This is a genomic window from Iamia sp. SCSIO 61187, assembly GCF_019443745.1.
Lineage (GTDB): Bacteria > Actinomycetota > Acidimicrobiia > Acidimicrobiales > Iamiaceae > Iamia.
On sequence record NZ_CP050948.1, the window covers coordinates 2,135,892 to 2,158,074 of the forward strand.

At 77.2% G+C, this 22,183-nt stretch carries 20 protein-coding genes and 1 riboswitch; of the genes, 13 read left to right on the top strand and 7 right to left on the bottom strand.

The annotated features are described in order from the left end of the window. Positions 1-29: 29 nt before the first annotated feature. The 3 genes from HC251_RS10295 to HC251_RS10305 are packed head-to-tail and all read right to left on the bottom strand — an operon-like array spanning position 30 to position 4,563. Complete coding sequence (locus HC251_RS10295; protein WP_219945200.1) at positions 30-2,369, bottom strand: DUF3488 and transglutaminase-like domain-containing protein; 2,340 nt, start codon at positions 2,367-2,369, stop codon at positions 30-32. Further along, positions 2,366-3,559 carry a DUF58 domain-containing protein gene (locus HC251_RS10300; RefSeq protein WP_219945201.1) on the bottom strand — a complete coding sequence of 398 codons (1,194 nt, stop codon included), beginning with the start codon at positions 3,557-3,559 and terminating at the stop codon, positions 2,366-2,368. Before HC251_RS10300 ends, HC251_RS10295 begins: the two co-directional genes overlap by 4 nt. Next, positions 3,556-4,563, bottom strand: coding sequence for a MoxR family ATPase (locus HC251_RS10305; RefSeq protein WP_255566674.1), 1,008 nt, complete (start codon positions 4,561-4,563; stop codon positions 3,556-3,558). The genes HC251_RS10300 and HC251_RS10305 overlap by 4 nt, the downstream gene beginning before the upstream one ends. A 101-nt stretch (positions 4,564-4,664) precedes the next feature. Between HC251_RS10305 and HC251_RS10310 the strand changes: the two genes are divergently transcribed. Next, on the top strand, positions 4,665-5,528 hold the full coding sequence (locus tag HC251_RS10310; RefSeq protein ID WP_219945202.1) for an ROK family protein: 864 nt from the start codon (positions 4,665-4,667) through the stop codon (positions 5,526-5,528). Positions 5,529-5,692: 164 nt separating this feature from the next. Here HC251_RS10310 and HC251_RS10315 read toward each other — a convergent pair whose 3' ends face one another. Continuing rightward, the gene (locus tag HC251_RS10315; RefSeq protein WP_219945203.1) at positions 5,693-5,962 is read right to left on the bottom strand and encodes a hypothetical protein; all 270 of its coding nucleotides are present in this window, start codon (positions 5,960-5,962) and stop codon (positions 5,693-5,695) included. A 55-nt stretch (positions 5,963-6,017) separates the two neighbouring features. Here HC251_RS10315 and HC251_RS10320 point away from each other — a divergent pair, with 55 nt between their 5' ends. Continuing rightward, a complete protein-coding gene (locus tag HC251_RS10320) occupies positions 6,018-6,257 on the top strand; it encodes a hypothetical protein (protein ID WP_219945204.1) in 240 nt (79 codons plus the stop codon). Here HC251_RS10320 and HC251_RS10325 read toward each other — a convergent pair. Genes HC251_RS10325 through HC251_RS10335 form a run of 3 tightly spaced genes read right to left on the bottom strand, consistent with a single transcriptional unit; the run spans position 6,211 to position 9,745 of the window. Then, positions 6,211-7,044 (bottom strand): ECF transporter S component, encoded by an 834-nt coding sequence (locus HC251_RS10325; RefSeq protein ID WP_219945205.1) that lies wholly within the window; start codon positions 7,042-7,044, stop codon positions 6,211-6,213. The genes HC251_RS10320 and HC251_RS10325 overlap by 47 nt on opposite strands. Then, positions 7,041-8,645 carry an ABC transporter ATP-binding protein gene (locus HC251_RS10330; RefSeq protein WP_219945206.1) on the bottom strand — a complete coding sequence of 535 codons (1,605 nt, stop codon included), beginning with the start codon at positions 8,643-8,645 and terminating at the stop codon, positions 7,041-7,043. Before HC251_RS10330 ends, HC251_RS10325 begins: the two co-directional genes overlap by 4 nt. Further along, complete coding sequence (locus tag HC251_RS10335) at positions 8,642-9,745, bottom strand: energy-coupling factor transporter transmembrane component T (RefSeq protein WP_219945207.1); 1,104 nt, start codon at positions 9,743-9,745, stop codon at positions 8,642-8,644. Before HC251_RS10335 ends, HC251_RS10330 begins: the two co-directional genes overlap by 4 nt. 124 nt (positions 9,746-9,869) lie before the next feature. Next, positions 9,870-9,941: riboswitch (cobalamin riboswitch) on the top strand. Positions 9,942-10,033: 92 nt separating this feature from the next. Here HC251_RS10335 and HC251_RS10340 point away from each other — a divergent pair. The 11 genes from HC251_RS10340 (at position 10,034) to mraY (ending at position 22,159) form a co-directional block, all read left to right on the top strand. Next, positions 10,034-11,767, top strand: a complete 1,734-nt coding sequence (locus HC251_RS10340) for a hypothetical protein (RefSeq protein WP_219945208.1) — start codon at positions 10,034-10,036, stop codon at positions 11,765-11,767. Then, positions 11,764-12,822: a hypothetical protein gene (locus tag HC251_RS10345; RefSeq protein WP_219945209.1), complete on the top strand. Its 1,059-nt coding sequence runs from the start codon at positions 11,764-11,766 to the stop codon at positions 12,820-12,822. The genes HC251_RS10340 and HC251_RS10345 overlap by 4 nt, the downstream gene beginning before the upstream one ends. Positions 12,823-12,956: 134 nt before the next feature. Further along, the gene (locus HC251_RS10350; protein ID WP_219945210.1) at positions 12,957-13,451 is read left to right on the top strand and encodes an HNH endonuclease; all 495 of its coding nucleotides are present in this window, start codon (positions 12,957-12,959) and stop codon (positions 13,449-13,451) included. Next, positions 13,448-14,557 carry an enolase C-terminal domain-like protein gene (locus HC251_RS10355; RefSeq protein ID WP_219945211.1) on the top strand — a complete coding sequence of 370 codons (1,110 nt, stop codon included), beginning with the start codon at positions 13,448-13,450 and terminating at the stop codon, positions 14,555-14,557. Before HC251_RS10350 ends, HC251_RS10355 begins: the two co-directional genes overlap by 4 nt. Beyond that, entirely contained in the window at positions 14,539-15,222 is a 684-nt protein-coding gene (locus HC251_RS10360; RefSeq protein ID WP_219945212.1) for a hypothetical protein, read from the top strand. The genes HC251_RS10355 and HC251_RS10360 overlap by 19 nt, the downstream gene beginning before the upstream one ends. A 225-nt stretch (positions 15,223-15,447) precedes the next feature. After that, the gene (locus tag HC251_RS10365; protein WP_219945213.1) at positions 15,448-15,960 is read left to right on the top strand and encodes a division/cell wall cluster transcriptional repressor MraZ; all 513 of its coding nucleotides are present in this window, start codon (positions 15,448-15,450) and stop codon (positions 15,958-15,960) included. A 4-nt stretch (positions 15,961-15,964) separates the two neighbouring features. Next, entirely contained in the window at positions 15,965-16,975 is a 1,011-nt protein-coding gene (gene rsmH / locus HC251_RS10370; RefSeq protein WP_219945214.1) for a 16S rRNA (cytosine(1402)-N(4))-methyltransferase RsmH, read from the top strand. A 3-nt stretch (positions 16,976-16,978) separates the two neighbouring features. Beyond that, positions 16,979-17,485, top strand: coding sequence for a hypothetical protein (locus HC251_RS10375; RefSeq protein WP_219945215.1), 507 nt, complete (start codon positions 16,979-16,981; stop codon positions 17,483-17,485). After that, entirely contained in the window at positions 17,482-19,701 is a 2,220-nt protein-coding gene (locus HC251_RS10380) for a penicillin-binding transpeptidase domain-containing protein (RefSeq protein WP_219945216.1), read from the top strand. The genes HC251_RS10375 and HC251_RS10380 overlap by 4 nt, the downstream gene beginning before the upstream one ends. Continuing rightward, positions 19,698-21,110 (top strand): UDP-N-acetylmuramoyl-L-alanyl-D-glutamate--2,6-diaminopimelate ligase, encoded by a 1,413-nt coding sequence (locus HC251_RS10385; protein WP_219945217.1) that lies wholly within the window; start codon positions 19,698-19,700, stop codon positions 21,108-21,110. Before HC251_RS10380 ends, HC251_RS10385 begins: the two co-directional genes overlap by 4 nt. Further along, a complete protein-coding gene (gene mraY, locus HC251_RS10390; protein ID WP_219945218.1) occupies positions 21,107-22,159 on the top strand; it encodes a phospho-N-acetylmuramoyl-pentapeptide-transferase in 1,053 nt (350 codons plus the stop codon). The genes HC251_RS10385 and mraY overlap by 4 nt, the downstream gene beginning before the upstream one ends. Positions 22,160-22,183: the final 24 nt, after the last annotated feature.

Below are 22,183 nucleotides of genomic sequence, written 5' to 3' on the forward strand. Positions count from 1 at the left end.
TCGTCTGCTTCGCGCTCGGTGCTCCCGTCTCAGGGGGACTTGAGGGTTCTCGGATCGAGGGCGGCCCTCAGGCGGGGGGTCCAGCCGGCGGTGTCGTGGACCTGGCGGGCGATGGCGTGGGCCAGGGCGTCGGCCTGGCCGGTGAGGTCGCCCGGGGCCCGAGCCGACGCCGGGGCCCACGTGGTGGCGGTGACCATCCCCGCCAAACGGGTGAGCGCCGGGCCCGCCTCCCCCAGGTCGCCGCTGGCCCGGCGGGCGAACTCCCGGGCCGTCTCGGCTGGCACCGGGGTGATGCCCACGAGGCGCAGGGCGTCGAGCGCCCGCGCCCACGCCGCCCGGACCCGGCCGGCCACGGTGCCGTCGGCACCGTGGCCCCGGCCCCGCCGGGCCCGCACCGCGGCGATCACGGCGGCGTCCAGCCCCAGCAGGACCAGCCCGGCCAGCAGGACCAGCGGGGGCACCACCAGCCAGAGCGGCGTCCCGTCGTCGCCGGCCGGGGTGGCCCCGACCGTCTCGGCGCCCTCGCGCTCGCCGGGCGGGACCGTGGCCGGCCCGTTCGCCGGGGCCGTGGTCGGTGCCGGCTCGGTGGCGGCGGGCGCGGTGGTGGGGGCGGGGACCGCCTCCTCGCCCGACTGCTGGGCGGGGACGCCCGTGTACTGCTCGGCCCCCGGGATGCCCCGCCCCGGCGTGGGCTCGAAGGGCACCCAGCCGGCCTCGGCGATCCACACCTCGGGCCAGGCGTGGGCGTTGCGGCCCCGGACCGTGAAGCCGGTCCCGTCGGCGCGGGGGTCGCCCATGGTGAACCCGACGGCGACCCGGCTGGGGAGGCCCAGGGTGCGGGCCATCGCCGCGAAGGTGCCGGCGAACTGCTCGCAGTAGCCCCGCCGCGCGGCCAGGAACGCCTCGATGGCCGTGCCGCCGTGCCCGGCGCCGACGCCGTCGAGGTCGTAGGTGAACTCGGACCGGAACCAGTCCTGGAGGGCCAGGGCCCGGGCGTAGGGGGTGTCGCCGGCGTCGGCGACGATGGCGGCGGCCGTCTCGGCCACCACGGCGGGTAGGTCGGGTGGCAGCCGGGTCGCCTCCGCCACGTCGTCGGGAAGGTCCTCGGGCTGCGGGCGGTCCAGGTCGTCGGGCGTGAACGAGGGGACGGCGGACTCGACGGTGTAGGTGACGCCGTCGATCGTCGGCGTGTCCCGGGGCACGATCAGGGTCGCCAGCTCCCCGTTCCACCGCAGGTCGGTCGAGCTCTCGACCAGCCGCGTCGGCGTCGTCGCCGCCGGCGCCCAGATCGAGCCCAGCCGGCGGATGGTGAACTCCTGGCGCACCGTCTCGGTCGTCGCCTCCGGCGGCTCGCTCGGCAGCCCGCCGTCGGCCTCGCCGAAGCGCTCGCTCGACGACCACACCTGCCCGTCGAACTGCGGCAGCGAGGTCATCCGCCAGTAGTGGCCCTGCGGGGCCCGCACCGTGAAGACGGTGTGGTTGCCCTGCTCGACGAGCCGCGACCGGATGTCGACCAGCGGGCTGACGGTCGTGCGCCCGTCGGGTCCGTCCTCCCCCCGCCAGTCGACGAGGGCCTCGTCGCCCGCCGTCGGCAGGTGCGGGCCCAGCAGCCCGCTCACCAGGGCCACGGCCAGGGCGACCAGGGCGCCGGACCGGGCGAGGGCGACCGTCCCGGCGCGGGCCCGCCCGCCGACCCACGCGTCGTCTCGCCCCGAGCGGCTGCCCCGCTGGGCGGCGGCGAAGGCGAGCACGGCCGCCACGAGCAGAGCGGTGAGGGCCACGCCGCCGCCGCCCCGGCCGAGCAGGGTGGTGAAGACGAACACGGCGGCCGCGGGCAGCACGGCCTCGGCCACGGTGCGGAGGCGGAAGGCGGCCCAGTCGGCCAGCCCCACCGCCACCCACAGGGTGAGGCTCGACGCGACCAGGAACCCCCGGGAGCGGGGCGCCGGCGCCCGGACCTCGCCGAAGAGCTCCCAGGCCCGGCTGAGGTCGTGGCCGACGGCGTCCAGCGTGGCCGGGGTGGGCAGGCCGTAGGCCGACGTGTGGGGGTACAGGACGACCGACACCTGGAGGACGAAGGCCCCGACCGAGAGGGCGACCGTCCGGCCCGCACCCCAGCCGAGGCGGCGGCTCGCCGCCCCGGCCAGGTGGGCACCGACGGCGGCGACGAGGAGCGGGAGCACGACGGGGCGGTCGGCGAAGAGCCGGGCGAAGCCGGCCACCGCGACCAGGGTGACGGCGAGCAGGAGGAGCTCGGTGACCCACAGCCCCTCCGGCCGGCGGACGGTCCGCCCCGGCGGGGCCCCCGGCGCCGGGGCCGTGGGGGGTCGGGGCGCGGCCGGCGGGGGCGGGGCGAGCGTCGTCGTCACGGCCGGCTCCCCACCGGCGTCCGCCGGCGGACCCGGGCGTCCTCCCAGACCAGGGGGAAGGGTCGGCTCGGGCCCACGTCGACGATCCGGACGCCCCGGATGCCACCGACCCGGTCGGCCGGGGCGTGGCCGAGGAAGCGCACGACCGTCATCCCGGCCCGGTGGCCGGCGCGCCGGGCCCGGTGGCCGGCGAGGGTGGCGATGTCGGCGTCGGGCCGGCCGCCGGTCACGACGACGATGGCGTGGGCGCCGGCGTCGGTGAGGCCCAGGACCCGGTCCAGGTCGGCCCGCGCCGAGCGGGCGGCCACGGCCAGCACCTCCATCAGGTTGTCGTAGGCGGCCACGCCCGTGGCCCAGCCGGTGTCCTGGTGGTCGCTGGTGAGGAGGCGGACGATGTCGCCCCGCTGCCAGTGGGCGGCGGCGATGCTCGCCGCCGCCGAGACCATGCGCTCGAAGCCGTCGGTCGAGGTGTGGGCCGAGGTCACGTCGAGCACGACGGTGAGGCGGCCCTGCCGGGGCTCGTCGTCCTGGCGCACCACCAGGTCGTCGGACCGGGCGCTCATCGGCCAGTGCACCCGACGGATGTCGTCGCCCACGACGTAGGGCCGCAGCGTGTGGAACTCGTCGCCCGACCGCCCGAGGCCGGGGCGGCCCTCCTGGCCCGACAGGGGCTCGGCGCCGGCCGGTGGGGGGAGGGGCCGGATCGGGTCCACGTGGGGGAGGACGACGAGGCGCACCTTGTCCGCCACCACCTGGCGCCGGTGGGCCAGGCCGAACGGGTCGGCCACCTCGACCTGCAGCGGCCCCACCGACACCTCGCCCCGGGTGCGGGTCGGGAGCCGGTAGGCGGCGCGGACGGTGCCGCCGACCGGCAGCGGGGCGAGGCGGAGGCGGGCCCCGGCCCGGTCGCCGATCGGGTCGACCAGGGTCAGCACCGGGGTCGCCACCCGGCCGACCGAGGCCACGTCGATCTCGACCCGCGCCGGCGTGCCCACGTGGACGCGCTCGGGGCGGACCGAGCGCCGGACGCGGAGGCGGGGCTGGAGCACGAGGACCTGCGCCACGGCGACGATGACGAGGAGGCCACCGGCGGCCGCGAGCACGTAGGCCTCGACCAGGCCGAGCAACCGGCCGGCGACGGCCAGGGCCACCGATCCGGCGAGGACCAGGGCGCCGGGCCGGGTGATCACCGGCGGGGGCCGGCCGTGGTGGGGACGGGGACCCGGTCGAGGAGCTCGGCCACGATGTGCGATCGCGACGTGCCCGAGAGGGCCGCCTCGGGGGCCAGCTGGAGCCGGTGGGCGAGGGCCGGGACGGCCAAGGCCTTGATGTCGTCGGGCACCACGAAGTCCCGCCCGGCGACCAGGGCCCGGGCCTGGGCCGCCCGCTGCAGGCTCAGCGTCGCCCGGGGGGACATGCCGAGCGCCAGGCGGGGGTGGGACCGGCTGGCCGTGGCCAGGTCGACCAGGTAGTGCTGGAGCCCGGGGGCGATGTGGACGCCGCGCCCGGCGGTGCCGAGGGCGGCCACGGCCGCGGTGCTGGCGACCGGCTTGAGGTGGGGGATGGCGTCCTCGGCCCCGTCGCTGGCGAGGATGGCCACCTCGGCGTCCTCGGACGGGTAGCCCACCGAGACCCGCAGCAGGAAGCGGTCGAGCTGGCTGTCGGGGAGGGGGTAGGCGCCCTCGTGCTCGGCCGGGTTCTGGGTGGCCAGCACCACGAAGGGCTGCTCGAGGCCGTAGGTCTCCCCGCTGACGGTCACCTGGCCCTCGGCCATCGACTCGAGCAGGGCGGCCTGGGTCTTGGGCGAGGCCCGGTTGATCTCGTCGGCCAGGACGACGTTGGCGAAGACCGGGCCGGGCCGGAAGTCGAACGTCGCCGACCGCCGGTCGTACACGCTCACGCCGACCACGTCCGACGGGAGCAGGTCCGGCGTGAACTGGATGCGCCCGAAGCTGCCGTCGATCGAGGCGGCGAGGGCCTTGGCCAGGCTGGTCTTGCCGACCCCGGGCACGTCCTCGATGAGCACGTGGCCCCCGGCGACGAGGGCGAGCAGGATCATCCGGGTGACCTCGGCCTTGCCCTGGATCACCCGCGACACGTTGGCGACGATGGCGTCGAACGTCCGGGCCGCGTCCTCGGGACGGAGCCCGCCGGGGGCGCCGTCTGAGCGATCGATCGGTGACGCGTCGGCCACGGGCCCTCCTCAGGTCGACGCGCCAGGGTAGGCCCTCGGTCACGCCGGTTCCGCCGCGCCTGGGTCGCAGCGGCCGGCGGGGCCTCTGGTAGGACGGGGGCGTGGACGCGGAGGTGGTGCTGGCGCTCGACGTCGGGGGGACGAAGCTGGCGGCGGGGACCGTCGACGCCGCGGGCGGCCTCGCCGGTCGCCGGCAGGTGGCCACCCCGGCCGGGGACGACCCCGAGGCGCTGTTCGCCGTGGTCACCGGGCTGGTCGACCAGGTCCGGGCGCAGGCCTCCTCGGCCCCGGTGGCGGTGGGGGTGGGCTGCGGCGGGCCCATGACCGCGACGGGCGTGTCGCCGCTCAACATCCCGGCCTGGCGCGGCTTCCCGCTCCGGGACCGGTTGGCCGCTCACACCGGCCTGCCCGTGGTGGTCGACAACGACGCCAAGGCCCTCGCCCTGGGTGAGGGGTGGGTCGGCGCCGCTCGCGGCGTGGACGACTTCCTCGCCATGGTCGTCTCGACCGGCGTGGGCGGCGGGATCGTGCTCGACGGGCGCATGCTCGACGGGGCCGACGGCAACGCCGGCCACATCGGCCACCTCATCGTCGAACCCGGGGGCCGGACCTGCGCGTGCGGGGCGCGGGGCTGCCTCGAGGCCGAGGCCTCGGGCACGGCGATCGCCGCCGTCACCGGCGGGCACCCCCGGGACGCCCCGCCGGCGGTGCGGGAGCGCACCGGGACCCTGGTCGGGCGGGCGGTGGCGTCGGTGGCGAACCTGCTGGACCTGCGCCTGGCCTGCGTGGCCGGCTCGGTGGCCCTCGGCTACGGCGACGTCTTCCTCGACGCCGCCCGGGCCGAGCTGGCGGCCTGCGCCCGGATGGACCACAGCCGGGGCACCGAGATCCGCTTCGGGGCCCTCGGCGACGCCGGCCCCCTCGTCGGCGCCGGCGCCCTCGGCTGGCGCGCCCTCGGACGCTGACGGAACCGTTTCTGTCGCGGCAGGCGCTCACGGGTGAGCGCTCAGCGCGACAGAACCGGAGCGGGCTCGGCGGGTGCGGTTCTGTCGCGGCAGGCGCTCGCGGGCGAGCGCTCAGCGCGACAGAACCGAGTCGGCGGCGAGCGTCTGACCCGGCTTCGGACCCGTCAGCCGGTGCGGGGGTCGGCGTCGGCGGGGGTGACGTCCTCGGCGACGGGGGCGGCGTCGACCGCGGGGTCGTACTCCTCGTAGTCCTGGCGGAGGGCCTTCTCGGCCTCCTCGACGTCGTCGTCGCCGGTCTCCCCGCCGTGCTGGCGGACCTTGCCCTTGGCCTCGGCCTCGCGGTCGGCGGTCAGCCAGCCCACCTTCTCCTGCACCTTGCCGACCAGTCCGTCGCGGCCCGTGGCGGTGTCGTCGTGGGTGGTGTCATCGCTCATGGGGCCGGCCCTGCCCACCGGCTCGGCCCGGACACGGGCCCGGTACGGTGGCGGCGTGGATCGCGACCTCCCGCAGGCGGCATCGGCCCTCGCCCGCCGGCCCGGGCTGTGGGGCACGGCGGCCCGCGCCGGGGTGCGCCACCTGCCCCGCCGGGGACGGGGCGCCCGCGCCGCCGAGCCCTGGCTGCGCTTCCGGATCGAGACCGCCTACGGGCGGGAGCGCTCGACGCCGACCGGCGCCGACCTCGTCACGTGGCTGCGCTGGCTCCGGTCCTGGCCCCGGGCCCGGGGCTGATCGAGGGCTCCAGGACCACCACCGGGTCGAGGCGGTGCGAGAACCGTCGCAGCGTCCGCAGCACCGGCACCCCCAGGAGGGCGACCACGACGAGGTTGGCCGTGGCGCCGGCCGCGTCCCAGGCCAGAGAGGTGGCCACGTAGAACGACCAGTAGTGCTCGAGCGTGCCCTGCAGGCCGAGGCCGGGACGCCACTGCAGGTCGCCCGGGCCGGGGGTCAGCGGCCACGACCACAGGTTGATGATCGCCCCGTACCCGAAGCCGACCGCCCACGACCAGGCGGCGAGCACCGCCACCTCGACCCGGGGGCCGAGCCGCCGGGTGATGCGCCCGAGCCCGCCCGTCGCCGCCGCCATCCACGCCAGCACCAGCATCTGGAACGGCAGCCACGGGCCGATGCCACCGGTGATGACCGCGCTGAGGGCCATGGCGAACAGGCCGAGGAGGAACCCGAACCGGGGCCCGAAGGCGGCGGCGGCGAGCAGGACGAGGAAGAAGATCCCGCTGCCCCCGCCGGGCAGGTCGATGAGCCGCAGCAGGCCGGCCATGGCCGAGAGCATCCCCAGCAGGGCGACGTCGGCCCCGGCCATGGTGCCGACCTTGACCTCGATGAGCACCGCGGCCACGGCCAGCGCCCCCACCAGGCCGGCGACGAGCGGGGCGTCGCCGCCGCGGGTCACGGCGTCGGCGGACTCGGTCGGCAGCCAGAACGGGTACAGGAAGGCGCCGAAGCCGACCACGCTGGCCAGCAGGTAGGCGGCCCGCACCCGCAGGCCCCGCCAGGTCATCGCACCTCCTCGTCGCGGGGAGCGCGGGCGGCGGCGACCTCGGCCACGGTGAGGAACGGGGGGACGACCCGGAGGATCTGCGGGGCGAAGAGCGAGCCGGACAGGACCTCGCGGGCCGGCCCGTCGGCCACGACCTCGCCGCCGCCGAGGACGACGACCCGGGTGGCGCAGCGGGCGGCCAGCTCGACGTCGTGGGTCGCCACCACGACCGCCCCACCGCCGGCGGCGTGGTCGGTCGCCGCCGCCTCGAGGGCCGAGCGGGACGCAGCGTCGATCCCGCGGGTCGGCTCGTCGAGCAGCAGGACGGGTGCCCCGCCGACGGCCACGGCGGCGACGGCGACGCGCTGGCGCTCGCCGGTCGAGAGGCTGCGGGGGTGCCGCTCGGCCAGGGGGCCGAGGGCGAGCCGCTCGAGCCACGGGTCGACGCCGGCGCGGTCGTGGCCCAGCAGGCGGCAGGTCTCCTCGACCTCGGCGCGCACGGTGGGGGAGAAGAGGAGGCTCGACGGGTCCTGCGGCACGAGGGCGGTGCGCACCGCCCGCTCGACGGTGCCGCCGAGGGGCGGGGCCAGGTCGGCCAGCGCCCGCAGCAGCGTCGTCTTGCCCGCCCCGTTGCGGCCCAGCAGGGCGACGACCTCGCCGGCCCGCAGCTCCAGGTCGACGCCCGCCACGACGGGCGCGCCCCCGCCGGGACCCACCGCCAGCCCGCGCGCCGCGAGCAGGACGTCGCCCGGGACGGCGTCCGGAAGATCGGGCCGCCCGGCCCCGCAGCCGGCGAGCGGGTGGAGGTCGACGGGCGCACGCCGCCAGGCCCGGCGGGCCTCCCGGACGGTGAGGGGGACCGGGTCCCACCCGAGGAGGCGGCCCAGGTGGGCGACGGGCGGTGCGCCGGCGAGCGGGCCGAGCACCGCCCCCGGCGGGCCGACGGCGGCGATCCGGCCCCCGGCGAGCACGGCGGCCCGGTCGGCCATGGGCCCGGCCCGCTCGAGGCGGTGCTCGGCCATCAGCACCGTCGTGCCCAGGTCGTCGGCGACGCGGGCCACGGCGGCCAGCACGTCGTCGGCGCCCTGGGGGTCGAGCATCGACGTCGGCTCGTCGAGCACGAGGACGGCCGGGGCGGCGGCGAGGGCCCCGGCCACCGCGGCCCGCTGGCGCTCGCCGCCCGACAGCGTGGCCGGGGAGCGGTGGCGGAGGTGGGCGATGCCGACGGCGTCGAGGACCTCCTCGACCCGGCGCCGCATCTCGGGGGCGGCGACCCCGAGGTTCTCGAGGGCGAAGGCCACGTCGTGCTCGACCTCGTCGACGACCACCTGGGCCTCGGGGTCCTGGTGGACGAAGCCCACGGTGCCGGCCATGTCGCGGGGTCGGCGGTCGCCGACCTCGAGCCCGCCCACGACCACGCGGCCCCGGAACCGGCCCCCGGTGCCGCGTGGCACCAGGGCGTTCACCGTGCGCAGGAGGGTGCTCTTGCCCGACCCGCTGTCGCCCACGAGCACGACCACCTCGCCGTCGTCGACCTCCAGGTCGACGCCGTCGAGGACCGGTGGGGCGTCGTGGTAGGCGAAGCCGACGTCGTCCCAGCGGACCGAGCCCGGCGCGGTCACGGCGCCGAGGTCCGGGCCGGCCCGGCCTCATCCGGACCCGCGGCGCGAGGCGCGGGGCGCACGGCGGCGGGGAGGGCCAGGCCGACGAGGGCGGCCGCCGGCAGCAGGGGGAGGGACGGCCAGCGCAGGGGGATGAGCGACGGGTCCCACGCCAGGTCGCGGACGTCTGCCGCCGCGCAGGCGGCCAGCACGGCCGGCACGGCGAGCACCCCGGCCATCACCAGGACGTCCCGTCGGACCAGGCGGCGGGGCCGGTACCGGGTGGGCGCCGTCCGGCCGCTGACGACGACGGCGGCCACGAGGGCGACGACCCCGGCACCGGCGAGGCCGGTGGCCAGGCCCGTGGCCCGGCCGACCAGCGCCACCACGGCGGCGGCCAGGGCCACCAGGGCGCCGGCGGACAGGGCGGCGGCGGCCCGGTCCGACGGCTGGGGCCGCTGGCGCCCGTAGCCCCGGGCGTCCATCGACTCGGCCAGGTGGACGGCCCGCTCGAGGCCGGTCTCCAGCACCGGCAGGGCGAGGCGGAGGGTGCGGCCCCGGCGGACCCGCACCCCGCCGGTCCGGGCCCGGTCGGCCTCGCGGGCGGCGCTGGCGGCGTCGAGGGTCGAGGGCACGAAGGCCATGGCGACGGTGAGGACGAGGCCGGGCTCGTGGAAGGCCCGGGGGGCGGCGCCGAGCAGCTCGTGGTGGGACGCCACCGCGTTGAAGGCGCCGAAGGTGGCCATGATCCCGACGACCACGAGGCTGTCGATCGCGGTCTGGAGGACGACCGACTGCGACACCGTCCCGCCTACCGAGAACCCGCCCAGGGCGGTGGGCAGCGTCGCCTGTGGGAGGCTCAGCAGGGCGCCGTCGGCGCCGGGGTCGAGCGGTGTGGTCAGGCCGATGAGCACCACCCGCAGCAGCCCGAACACGACCGCGACGGCGAGCAGGACGGGGAAGGCCCGGGCCAGCGACCCGGGGCGGCGGTGGGTCTCGACGACGAGCCACACCACGGCCAGGGCGATGGCCACGAGGAGCGGGTTGCGGGCCAGCTGGAGCGAGACCGTGACGGCGACGGCCCAGACCAGCCAGGTCACCGAGTGGAGGGGGGCGGACACGATGCGGTGGACCCGTCCTTTGACCGGCGAGGGGGCCGTCCGTAACCTACGGCCCCAGCAGGACTCGCCCGCAACCCCGGATGGTGCGGCGGTCGACCTCGGGACCAGACAACCCGGGCCGATGGGGGAAGCCGGTGAGAGACCGGCGCTGACCCGCAGCTGTGAGCGGCCCACGGGGCCGTGAGCCAGATGACCCACCCTGTCGCCGGTCCGCCCGGCTCCCTGTTCCCGTCGCGGCTCGTCCGCGGCATCACCGCTCCTCGAGGTCTCGGGAGCACAGGAGGTCCCATGCGCGTGCGCACCCGTCTCTTCACCGCTGCTGCCGTCGGCGGTGCCCTGCTCGCACCGTTGGTGCCGGTGGGGTCCGTCCCGGCGGGCGCCGTCTCGACGCCCGCCCTCGACCACGCCCGGGCGTGGCTGGTCGACCAGCAGCAGGACGACGGCGGCTTCGAGACCGTCGGCTTCCCCGGCTTCGAGACGCCCGACGCCGTCCACGCCCTCGCCGCCGCCGGCCAGGCCGACGCCACCTGGAGCACCGACGAGGCGCTCGCCGCGGTCGAGGTGGTGCAGACCGGTGACGGCAAGGACCCCCTCGACGCCGTCGACGACTGGGTCGACAGCGTCCAGGGCGACGCCGGGGCGTCGCCGGCGGCCAAGGCGTCGCAGGCGGCCAAGGTCATCGTCCTGGTCACCGCCCCCCTGGGTCTCGACGAGACCGACTTCGACCCGTCCGACGACACCGACGACCCGGTCGACCTGGTCGGCGCCCTCGTCGCCGCCTCGGGGACGGGCAGCTACCCCGACCTGCTCTTCGGCGGCAAGGTGTACGCCGCCTGGGCCCTGTCGGCGCTGGGCGCCGGGATCCCGGACGGGCTCCTGGACGCCATCGCCTCGGCCCAGCAGCACGACGGCGGCTTCGCCTTCGAGGGGGACCCGGCCGGTGTCATCCTCGACCCCGACCTCACCGCCGCGGTGGTCCTGGCCCTGCGCGAGGAGACCTCGCCCGCGGCCCGGGCCGTCAGCCGCCGGGCCATCGTCGGCCTGGCCCTCGCCCAGCGCCCGTCCGGGGCGTGGGCCGGGGCCTTCGACGACGGCAACGCCAACTCCACCGCCATGGCCATGCTCGCCGCCGCCTCCCAGGGCGCGGACCCCGACACCCCGTGCTGGCGCGACCAGCCCCTCGGCCAGACCCCGACCTCGCTCGTCGGCGTGCCCTACCCGTCCCCGGTCGCCGCCGTCGAGGCCGACCAGGACCCGACCGCGGGCTACATCCGCGGCCCGTTCGACGGCCCCGGCGACCCCAACACCTTCGCCACCTCGCAGGCGATCCAGGGCCTGGCCGCGGCGGAGGGAGCGGCCTTCTACGGCTCCGGCGTGCCCTGCGTGGCGCCGGTCGCCACGCCGAACCGCCGGCTCGTCAACCTCATGTACGCCGACCTGCTGCGCCGCCCGGCCGAGGAGGCCGGCGCCGTGTACTGGACCGGCCAGTTCGACGCCGGCACGTCGCCGTCGTACCTGTCGCGGGCGTTCACCGGGACCGTCGAGTTCTCCCGGGTGGTGCTCACCGGCCTGACCGTCGAGCACCTGGGACGGGTCCCCACCGCGACCGAGGTCCAGGACCTGGCGCCGGTGGTCCGGGCCGGGCGGCGCTTCGACGTCGCCGCCACCCTCCTCGGCGGGTCCGAGTTCTACGCCGCCGCCGGCGGGTCGCGGCCGGCGTGGGTGCAGGCCGTCGTCCCGGCCACCCTGGGCCGCCCCGCCCTGTCGAGCGACGTCGCCTACGTCAACAGCCTGCTCGACGCCGGCCGCACCCGCGCCCAGGTCGCCCGCACGCTGATCAGCACCCAGGACGGGCGGTCCCACTTCGTCCGGACCACCTACCTCACCCTGCTGCGACGGGCGGCTGACGCCGGCGGGCTGGAGTTCTGGACCGCGGAGCTGCGGACCTCGAGCCCCGAGTGGCTCGTGCGCCGCATGATCAACACCACCGAGTACCGGGGCCTTTCCGCCCCGCCGGCGTGATCGTCGGGGCGCGGCTCGCCCGGGCCCTCGTCGCCGGTGTCGCCCTGGTCGTCGCCCTCGGCGTCGCCGCCGGGCCGGCGGGGGCCCAGGCGGCGCCGGGCGGACCGCGGGCCCAGGCCGGCCTCAGCTGCGTGACCGGCGAGGGCGAGGTGGCCACCAGCGCGGTGCTGGTGGTCGTGGCCTTCCCGTCGGGCACCTTCACCCGCTGCGTGAGCCCCGGAGGCTCGGGCCTCGACGTCCTGCGCGCCGCCGGGCTGGCGCTCGAGGTGCAGTCCTTCGGGGCCAAGGGTGGCGCCGTGTGCGGCATCACCGACCCCAACGGCACCTTCGTGGGCTGCGCCGACGGCCCCGACTGCCTGCGCTGCCCGGCCACCGAGGGCGGCTCCCGCTACTGGGGCTACTACCGGTGCTACGCCTACTCGCACCTCGGCGCGGGGTCGACGACCCCCGCCGGGGGCACCGTCGAGGCCTGGCGGTTCGCCGGCGGTGGCGGGTGGGGCGGCTCGCGACCGGCCGAGTGCGACGACGGCGTGGCCGAGCCGGCGCCGACGGTGCCGCCGGCACCGCCCCCCGGTGGGGGCGGGCCCCCCGGCGGTGGCTCCTCCGGCGGCGGCTCGCCGGGCGGCGGCGGGGGAGGGGCGGCACCCGGCGACGGGGCTACCGGTGGCGGCGCGCCGGCCGCCCCCGACGGCGCCGCCGGGCCGGGGGCGACCGCCGGCCCCGAGGCGCCGGGCTCCACCGCGCCCCCGACGACCACCGCCGATGCGTCCTCCACGACGACCACCACCGACGAGGCAGGCGCCGACGCCGCGACCGACGAGGACGACGCCGAGGCCGCCGAGGCGCGGGACGGCGACCGGCGCGACCAGGCGTGGGAGCCGACCGAGGGCGGCGACGAGCGGGCCGACGGCGTCCCGGCCTCGGCCCGATCCGACGCCGGCGGCGGTGCCCCCGTGGTGCCCCTCGTCGTCACCGCCCTGGTGGTGGCCGGCGTCGCCGCCCTCGCCCTCCGCGCCCGGCGCCACCGCGCCGATCGGCCGCCCACGCCCGCCTGACCGTCCGGTCCGCGCGGCCCCGTGCCGTGGTGCGTCGGCGACGATGCACCACGGCGCGGGACCTCCGACCGGTCGGCCCGGCCGCCGGGCAAACGCCTCCTCCGGGGGGCGTTCCAGGGGTAGCGTTCCCGCCCATGATCCGGGCGCTGGTGCTCAACGTCACCTACGAGCCGCTCAGCGTCGTCGCCGGGCGGCGGGCCGCCGTGCTCGTGCTCACCGAGCGGGCCGACATCGTCCACGAGGGCGACGAGGTCCTCCACTCCGAGCGCCTCAGCCTGCCCGTGCCCTCGGTGGTGCGCCTGCGCACCCTGGTGAAGGTGCCGTACCAGCGCCACCTCAGCGTCAGCCGTCGCGGCGTGCTGGCCCGCGACGCCCACCGCTGCCAGTACTGCGGGTCGCGGGCCGAGACCGTCGACCACGTCGTGCCCCGCAGCCGGGGGGGCGGTCACAGCTGGGACAACGTGGTCGCGGCCTGCCGCCCCTGCAACCTGCGCAAGGCCGACCGGTCCCTGCGCGACTGCGGTCTGCGCCTGCGGGTCGCGCCGGGACCGCCTCGCCGGACGCTGTGGGTCACCACCGCGGTCGACGCCGTGCCGGCCCTCTGGGAGCCCTACCTGACGGCCGCGTGAGCGGGGCGCCGCCGTCGGACCCCCCGACGATCGCCGCCGCCGGCGTCTGGAGGGTCGCCCTCCCGCTCCGGGCGGCCCACGTGGCCGCCCACGGCACCGAGCGCGACCGCCAGGTCCTGCTCGTCCGGGTGGTCGCCGCCGACGGGGCCGTGGGCTGGGGGGAGTGCCCCACCCTCAGCCGGCCCGGGTACACCGCCGAGTGGACCGACGGGGCGTGGGACCGGCTCCGGGCCGACCTCCTCCCCGCCCTGCTGGCGGGGGAGGAGCCGGGTCCGTCGGCACCGCCCATGGCGGCCGGGGCGGTGCGCGACGCCCTGCTCGACCTGGCCCTGCGGCGCGAGCGGAGGCAGCCGTCACCGTCGCCGCTCGGAGCGTCGTCGACGGCGGTGCCGTTCGGCGTCGCCGTGGGGCTGGGGGACGACCCCGGCGTCGTCGTCGACGAGGTCGACCGGGCCGTCGCCGCCGGGGCCCGGCTGGTCGTGCTCAAGGTCCGACCCGGCTGGTCGGTGGTGCCCCTCGCCGCCGTCCGGAAGCGTCGGCCCGGCGTGGCGGTGGCCGTCGATGCCAACGGCAGCTTCGGCCTCGACGACCTCGACGAGCTGCGGGCCGTCGCCGCCGAGGGCCCGGCCTTCGTCGAGCAGCCGCTCCCGGCGGCTGACCTGGCGGGGAGCGCCCGCGTCGCCGCCGCGATCGGCGCCCCGGTCGCCCTCGACGAGGGGGTGGCGACGCTCGCGGACCTGGCCGCGGCCGTCGCCGCCCGGGCGGCCACCATGGTGACGGTGAAGCCGGCCCGCATGGGCGGTCACCTCGTCGCCGCCGAGGCGGTGGCGCAGGCCCACCGGGCCGGGTGGGGCGTGCACGTCGGCGGGATGCTCGAGAGCGGCCTGGGGCGGGCCGCCGCCCGCCGGCTGGCCGCCCGCCCCGAGGTCGGGGGGCCCTCGATGGTCGGCCCGACCGAGCTCTTGTTCACCGCGGACGTGGTCGCCCCCGTCGGCGTCGACCCCGAGGGCGCCGTGGCCGTCCCCGTCGGACCGGGCCTGGCCCCGCCCCCTGACCCGGACCGCCTCGCCGCCCTCACCGTCGACCGGTGGGAGGCCCGGCCGTGACCGGGTGGGCGGTGGAGACGTCGGTGGGCTCGGCGGCCGCGCACCACGGGCGCGACGTCCTCGCCGGGTCCGGCCGCCAGGTGTGGGTGCACCGGGTCGAGCGGCCCGCGCTCGTGCTCGGCAGCACCCAGCCCGAGGAGCTCGTCGACCGGGCCGCGGCCGCGGCGGCCGGTGTGGAGGTCGCCCGGCGCCGGAGCGGGGGAGGGGTGGTGCTGGTGGAGCCGGGTGGGACGGTGTGGGTCGACGTGGTGGTGCCGCCGGGCGACCCGCTGTGGGACGACGACGTGGGCCGGGCCACCCACTGGGTGGGGGAGGTGTGGGCCCGGGCCCTCGCCCGGTGCGGCGTCGCCGACGCCGTCGTGCACCGGGGCGGGCTGGTGGCGACGCCCTGGTCCCGCCAGGTGTGCTTCGCCGGGCTGGGCCCGGGCGAGGTCACCGTGGCGGGCCGCAAGGTCGTGGGGGTGGCCCAGCGGCGGACCCGCCACGGCGCCCGGTTCCAGGTCGCCGCCCTGCTGCGATGGGACCCCGCCGCCCTGGTCGCCCTGCTGGCCCTGGCCGACGAGGACCGGGCGCCGGCGGTCGCCGACCTGGCCACCCGGGCCGCGGCCCTCCCCGTGGCCGAGAACAGCCTGGTCGCGGCCGTGCTGGACGCCCTCCCGGGCTGAGCCGCCCCGGGCGGCGACGCCGTCGGCGCCGGCGCCGAGGGTGCCCAGGCCTCCTCCCGTGGCGGCCGGGCCGGGCGGGCGCGAGGTTGCGCCTGAACACACGTTCCCCTATGGTGGTGGGGGTAGGTGGGGGAGAAACCCATTCGAAAGTATCGAAGTGGGTTGACCGAACCCCACAGTGGGGCGTACGGTCACCACCCTATGGGGCAGGTACCGGCGAGCGATGTGGCAGAGGCGAGCGCGTCCAGCGCCGTCGCCGCGCCCGTCGCCCCACCCTCCCGGCCCCGATTCACGTGGGAGTACCGCAACGGCGTCGACGCCAAGTCCCGCGCCGTCCTGCCCGCCCCCTACCGTGCGGACTTCACCGACGGGGGCTACCTCACGGTGTGGCAGGGCCGCTGCCTGGCCGCCATGCCGGTCGACGAGTTCGACCGCTACGTCGACCACCTGAAGGGCGCCCTCGCCGTCAGCCACGAGGTCGAGCCCGACGCCATCCTCCGGGAGCTGTGGCGCTCGACGTTGGACTTCCGGCTCGACATCCAGGGCCGCCTGTCGCTGCCCGAGGCGCTGCGCGGCGCCGTCGGCATCGGCAACGAGGTGCGCTTCGTCGGGTTCGGGAGCCGGGTCGAGCTGTGGCCGGCCGAGGTCACCGCCGCCGAAGAGGTCGAGCGCGAGGACCACCGCGCCACCATCTCGCTCCTCCAGAGCTCCTACGACGTCCCCCGGCAGGGGAGCTAGGGGGATGGCCCTCACCATGGTCGCTCCACCGCCACCGCCCGACCCGGACGGTCCCTCCTCCCGCCCGGCCCACCTCCCGGTCCTGGCCGACGAGGTCCGCGCCGTCCTCGCGGCCGCCCCCTCGGGCACCTACATCGACCTGACCCTCGGCCTCGGCGGCCACGCCGCGCTCCTGCTCGACGCCCACCCCGGTCTCCGCCTCGTCGGCATCGACCGGGACCGGGAGGCGCTGGCCGTCGCCGGGGAGCGCCTGGCCCGCTTCGGTGACCGGGTCTCGCTCCACCACGCCCGCTCCGACGAGCTGGCCGACGTGGTCGCGGCGGCGGGGGTCGACGACGTGACGGCGATCCTCGCCGACCTCGGCGTCTCCTCGCCCCAGGTCGACCAGGCCCGCCGCGGGTTCAGCTACCGCACCGAGCTCGACGGCCCGCTCGACATGCGCATGGACCAGACCCGGGGCCGCACGGCCGCCGAGCTCCTGGCCGACATCGACGAGGACACCCTCGCCCGGGCCCTGCGGGAGCTGGGCGACGAGCCCTTCGCCCGCCGCATCGCCCGCGCCATCGTCGACGACGAGCCCACGACCACCGCCGCCCTGGCCGAGACCGTCCGGACCTCGGTCCCCGCCGCCCGGCGCCGCAGCGGCGACCCGGCCAAGCGGGTCTTCCAGACCCTGCGGATCCTGGTGAACGACGAGATCGGCACCCTCGACCGGACCCTCGACCTGGCCCTCGACGCCCTGGTCCCGGGCGGACGCCTCGCCGTCATCGCCTTCCACTCGGTCGAGGACCGGATGGTCAAGACCCGGTTCCGCGCCGCCGCCGACGGCGCCTGCACCTGCCCGCCCGGCCTCCCGTGCGTGTGCGGGGCGACCCCGACGGTGCGCCTGCTCCAGCGCAAGCCGTGGGTGGCCTCGCCCGAGGAGGCCGCCGCCAACCCCCGCTCGACCAGCGCCCGACTCCGGGCCGTCGAGGCCCTCCCCGTCCTCCCCTTCGACCCCCCGGAAGGCCGCTGACCCATGGCTGCGACCCGCGCCGCCCTCGCCTCCTCCCACCGCTCGAGCACCGCCCTGCGCGTCGTCCGCCCGGCGCCCGCCGAGAGCGATGCGCCCACCCGGCCCGACCTGCGGGTCGTGCCGCCCCGCCGGGCCACCGGCCCCATCGTGGTCGCCGCGGTGGTCGTCGTGTTCGGCGTCCTCCTCGCCACCGCCGCCCTCAACACCATGCTCGTGTCGGGCCAGCGCGACCTCGACCGCATCGAGGCCGAGATCCGCGAGGGCGACCAGCGCAACCAGGCGCTGGCGGTCGAGGTGGCCCGGCTGGAGTCGCCCGAGCGCATCGTCGAGGCGGCCGAGGCCCAGGGGATGATCGTCCCCACCGACCCGACCTGGCTCACCATCCGCCCCGACGGGGGCCCCGACGCCACCACGACCTCCGAGGAGGGTGCCGACGACGTCCGGGCCGACGGCGACGGCGAGCCCGGCGACGAGCGCGCCGACGGCGGGCCGGGCGGAAGCGGAGGATGAGCGGCCGCACCCCCGTCACCGGCGCCTTCGAGGCCTACCGGCGCGAGCGCTCGAGCCCCCCACCCTCCCCGTCCCGCCGCGCCGCCGGCACGGTCCGGAACCGGACCGCGGCGCGGACCTCGTCCCGCCCGCCGGCCGCCCGATCGTCGGCCCGCGCCGGCACCCGTCCCCACCGGTCCTCCGAGCCCCGCCGGGCGACGCAGGCTCCTGCCCGTCGCCCGGCGCCGGGCCGGGGGGTCCACCCGTCCGCGCCCCGCACCGTCTCGGCGGCCGTCCGCCGCCACCCCTCGCAGCGCCCGGCCGGGCCCACGGCGGGCCGGCCCGCGCCCCCGCACGTCCTGCGCCGCCGGCTGGCGGCCATCCCGATCCTGGCCGTCCTCCTGTTCGCGGCGGTGAGCTACAAGCTCGTCGACGTGCAGCTGCGGAACCCCGAGCGCTTCCTCGCCCAGGGCGAGCAGCAGCGGGTCGGCACCACCACCCTCGCCGCCGGCCGGGGCGCCATCCTCGACCGCAACGGCGAGGCCCTGGCCCTGTCGGTGCCCCGCCGGACCGTGTTCGCCGACCCCAGCATCATCGACGACCCCGACGAGCTGGCGCGCCGCCTGGCGCCCGTCCTCGACGTGCCCCGCCACGAGCTCGAGGACCTGATGTCGGTGCCGGGTCGCTTCTCCATCCTCGCCCGCACCGTGGACGACGACGTCGCCGCCGCCGTCGCCGAGCTCGACCTCCACGGCATCGGGACCTTCCAGGAGTACGAGCGCATCAACCCCTCCGAGGACATGGCCCGCTCCATCGTGGGAGGGGTCACCGAGGACGGGGCCGACGGCACCTCCGGCCTCGAGCTCCAGCTCGACGAGGCCCTGACCGGCACGCCCGGCGAGGTCGTCTACGAGAAGGCCAAGGTGCCCGGGGGTGGCACCATCACCGGCACCCGCCGCCACATCGAGCCGGCCCGCCCCGGCGCCGACGTCACCCTCACCCTCGACCAGGTCCTCCAGTACGAGGCCGAGAGGGTCCTGGCCGACCACCTCGAGCGGGCCGGGGCCATGGGCGGCACCGCCATCATCAGCCGCCCCTCGACCGGTGAGATCCTGGCCATGGCCAACCTGGCCGAGACCGACGAGGGCGGCTTTGCCCCGACGCCCGACAACGTGGCCCTGACGTCGGTGTACGAGCCCGGGTCGGTCAACAAGATCATCACCGTGGCCGCCGCCATCGAGCTGGGGATCGTCACGCCGGACACCACCATGTTCGTCCCCGACAGCCTGCAGGTCGGCGACCACGAGTTCACCGACTCGCACCCGCACGAGACCACCGAGTGGTCGGTGACCGACATCTTGGCCACGTCGTCGAACGTGGGCACGATCATGCTGGCCAAGGAGGTCGGGACGGCGCGCATGGACGAGTTCCTGCGCCGCTTCGGCTTCGGCACCGACACCGGCCTCGGGTTCCCGTCCGAGTCGGCCGGCATCATGCTGCCGCCCGAGGAGTGGGACCGGCAGAGCACGGCGATCGGCTCGATCCCCATCGGGCAGGGCGTCGCCGTGACCGCCCTCCAGATGCTGCAAGCGTTCAACGTGCTGGGCAGCGACGGGACCTACGTCCCCGCCCGCCTGGTCCGGGCCATCACCGGTCCCGACGGCGAGGCCCAGACCGTCCCCTCGGGTGAGCCGCGGAGGGTCGTCTCCCCGGAGACGGCGGCGGCCGTCCGGGCCATGATGGCCCAGGTGGTCTCGCGGGGGACGGGCCAGACGGCCGCCATCCCGGGGTACTCGATCGCCGGCAAGACGGGGACCGCCCGCAAGCCCCAGGCCGGGGGTGACTACGAGGACGAGGAGGGCCAGATGCACTACATCGCCACCTTCGCCGGCCTGGTGCCCGCCGAGAACCCCGACCTGTCGATCATCATCGTGGTCGACGAGCCCGACCCCTCCCGCTCGATCTACGCCGCCGACGTGGCCGCCCCCGCCTTCGCCGACCTGGCCCGCGTCGCCCTGCGCCGCCTGGGGATCCCGCCCTCGGCCGGGGGCGACGTCACCGACGTGCCGGACATGAGCGAGTCGGCCCGGGCGATCGACGACACCCCGGTCCCGGGGGTCCCCCGCCGCGAGGACGAGGGCGCCGAGGCCGACCCGGCGGGGACCGTCGCCGAGGACGACGAGCCGGTCGAGGGGGCCGGCGACGGCGACCCCGACGACCCTGTGGACGGCGGGTGAGCGAGCGCACCCTGGCGGGCGTCGTCGAGGCGGCCGCGACGGTCGGACCGGCGGAGCTCGTGGGGGACCCCGACGTCGTCGTCACCGGGACCACGCACGACTCGCGGGCGGTCCGGCCCGGAGACCTCTACTGCTGCGTGCCCGGCGCCCGCACCGACGGCCACGACCACGCCCCGGCCGCCGTCGCCGCCGGTGCCGTCGCCCTCCTGTGCGAGCGACCGCTCGGGCTGGGGGTGCCCGAGGTGCGGGTCCCGTCGGTGCGACGGTCCATGGGGCGGGCGGCCGCCGTCGTCGCCGGCGACCCGTCCCGCCGGCTCGTCGTGCTCGGCATCACCGGGACCAACGGCAAGACCACCGTCGTCCACCTGCTCACCTCGATCCTCGAGGCGGCCGGGTGGCCGGCAGCCACGATCGGCACGCTCACCGGTGCCCGGACCACCCCCGAGGCGCCCGAGCTCCAGGCCCGGCTGGCCGAGGCGCTCCGCGACGGGGCCCGGGCCGTCGCCATGGAGGTCTCGTCCCACGCCCTCGACCTCCACCGCATCGACGGCACCCACCTGGCTGTGGCCGGGTTCACCAACCTGAGCCCCGACCACCTCGACCACCACGGCACGATGGAGGCCTACTTCGGCGCCAAGGCCCGGCTCTTCACCCCCGAGCTGACCGAGCGGGCGGTGGTCTGCATCGACGACTCCCACGGCCGGCTCCTGCGCGACAGCGCCCAGGTGCCCACCCTCGGCGTCGGGCTCGACGACGTCGACGACCTCCGCCTCGGCCCGACCGCCAGCCGGTTCCGCTGGCGGGGCCACGAGGTGGAGGTGCCGCTCGTCGGCCGGTTCAACGTGCGCAACGCCCTCGTCGCCGCCGAGGTGGCGGTGGCGGCGGGCGTCCCCGAGGACGCCGTCGGGCGCGGCCTCGCCGCCGCGCCCCCGGTGCCGGGGCGGATGGAGGCGGTCGACGCCGGCCAGGACTTCGCCGTGATCGTCGACTACGCCCACACCCCCGACGGCATCGAGCAGGTCATCGCCACCCTCCGGGAGGTCTCCCCGGGGCGGATCACCATCGTCTTCGGGTGCGGGGGCGACCGCGACGCGACCAAGCGGCCGCTCATGGGCGAGGCGGCGGCGGCGGCCGACCTCGTCGTCCTCACGTCGGATAACCCGAGGAGCGAGGACCCAGGTGCGATCATCGAGGCCGTGCGAGCTGGCATCCCCTCCGACACCGCCCTCGTCGTCGAACCGCAGCGGGAGCTCGCCATCGGACGGGCGCTGGCCGCAGCCTCGCCCGGCGACACCGTCCTCCTCGCCGGCAAGGGACACGAGACGACCCAGGACCTCGGCGACCGGGTCGTCCCCTTCGACGACCGGGCCGTGGCCCGCCGCCTGCTCGTCGAGGGGGCCGGCCGGTGATCGCCCTCCTCATGGCCGCCGGCGTCGGCCTGGCCACCTCGCTCGTCGGGACCCGCTTCCTCATCGTGTGGCTGCGCCAGCGGGGGATCGGCCAGCCGATCCACGAGGACGTCCCCGACGCCCACCGCACCAAGGCCGGCACGCCGACGATGGGCGGCATCGCCATCGTCGCCGGGGCGACCATCGGCTACCTCGTCTCCCACACCCGCCCGGGCATGTCGTTCTCGACCTCCGGCATCCTCCTCGTCCTGCTCGTGATCGGCGCCGGGGTCGTCGGCGGCCTCGACGACTGGATCAAGGTCTCCCAGGAGCGCAACCTGGGGCTCTCCAAGGCGGCCAAGAGCATCGGGCTCCTGTCGGTGGCGATCGGCTTCGCCGTCGCCGCGGTGGCCTTCACCGACGTCCACACGAACCTGTCGTTCACCCGCTTCGACAACTTCGAGGACCTCGACCTGGGGCCCGTGCTCTGGGTCGTGTGGGCGGTCCTGCTCATCGTCGGCTGCACCAACGCCGTCAACCTCACCGACGGGCTCGACGGCCTGGCCGGGGGGTCGGCCATCTCCGGCTTCGCCGCCTTCACCGTGATCGCCTTCTGGGCCTACCGGAACAACGGCCAGCCCGGGGCCCTCGCCAACTACCAGGTCCCCGACGCCCTCGACGTCGCCACCGTGGCCGCCGCCCTCGCCGGCGCGACCACCGGGTTCCTCTGGTGGAACGCCACCCCGGCGCGGATCTTCATGGGGGACACCGGGTCGCTCGCCATCGGCGGCGGCCTGGCCGGCATGGCGCTGCTCCTCAACACGCACCTGCTGCTCCCGCTGATCGGCGGGCTGTTCGTGTTCGAGACGCTGTCGGTGATCGTCCAGGTCGCCGGGTTCCGCCTGTTCAAGAAGCGGCCCTTCCGCATGGCCCCGATCCACCACCACTACGAGTTCGCGGGCTGGCCCCAGACGACGATCATCGTCCGCTTCTGGATCCTCGCCGGGCTGTCGACCGCCATCGCCCTCGGCCTCTACCTCGCCGACTTCATCCATCTCACCGGCCAGTGAGCGCCACGCCCGTGATCGAGACGC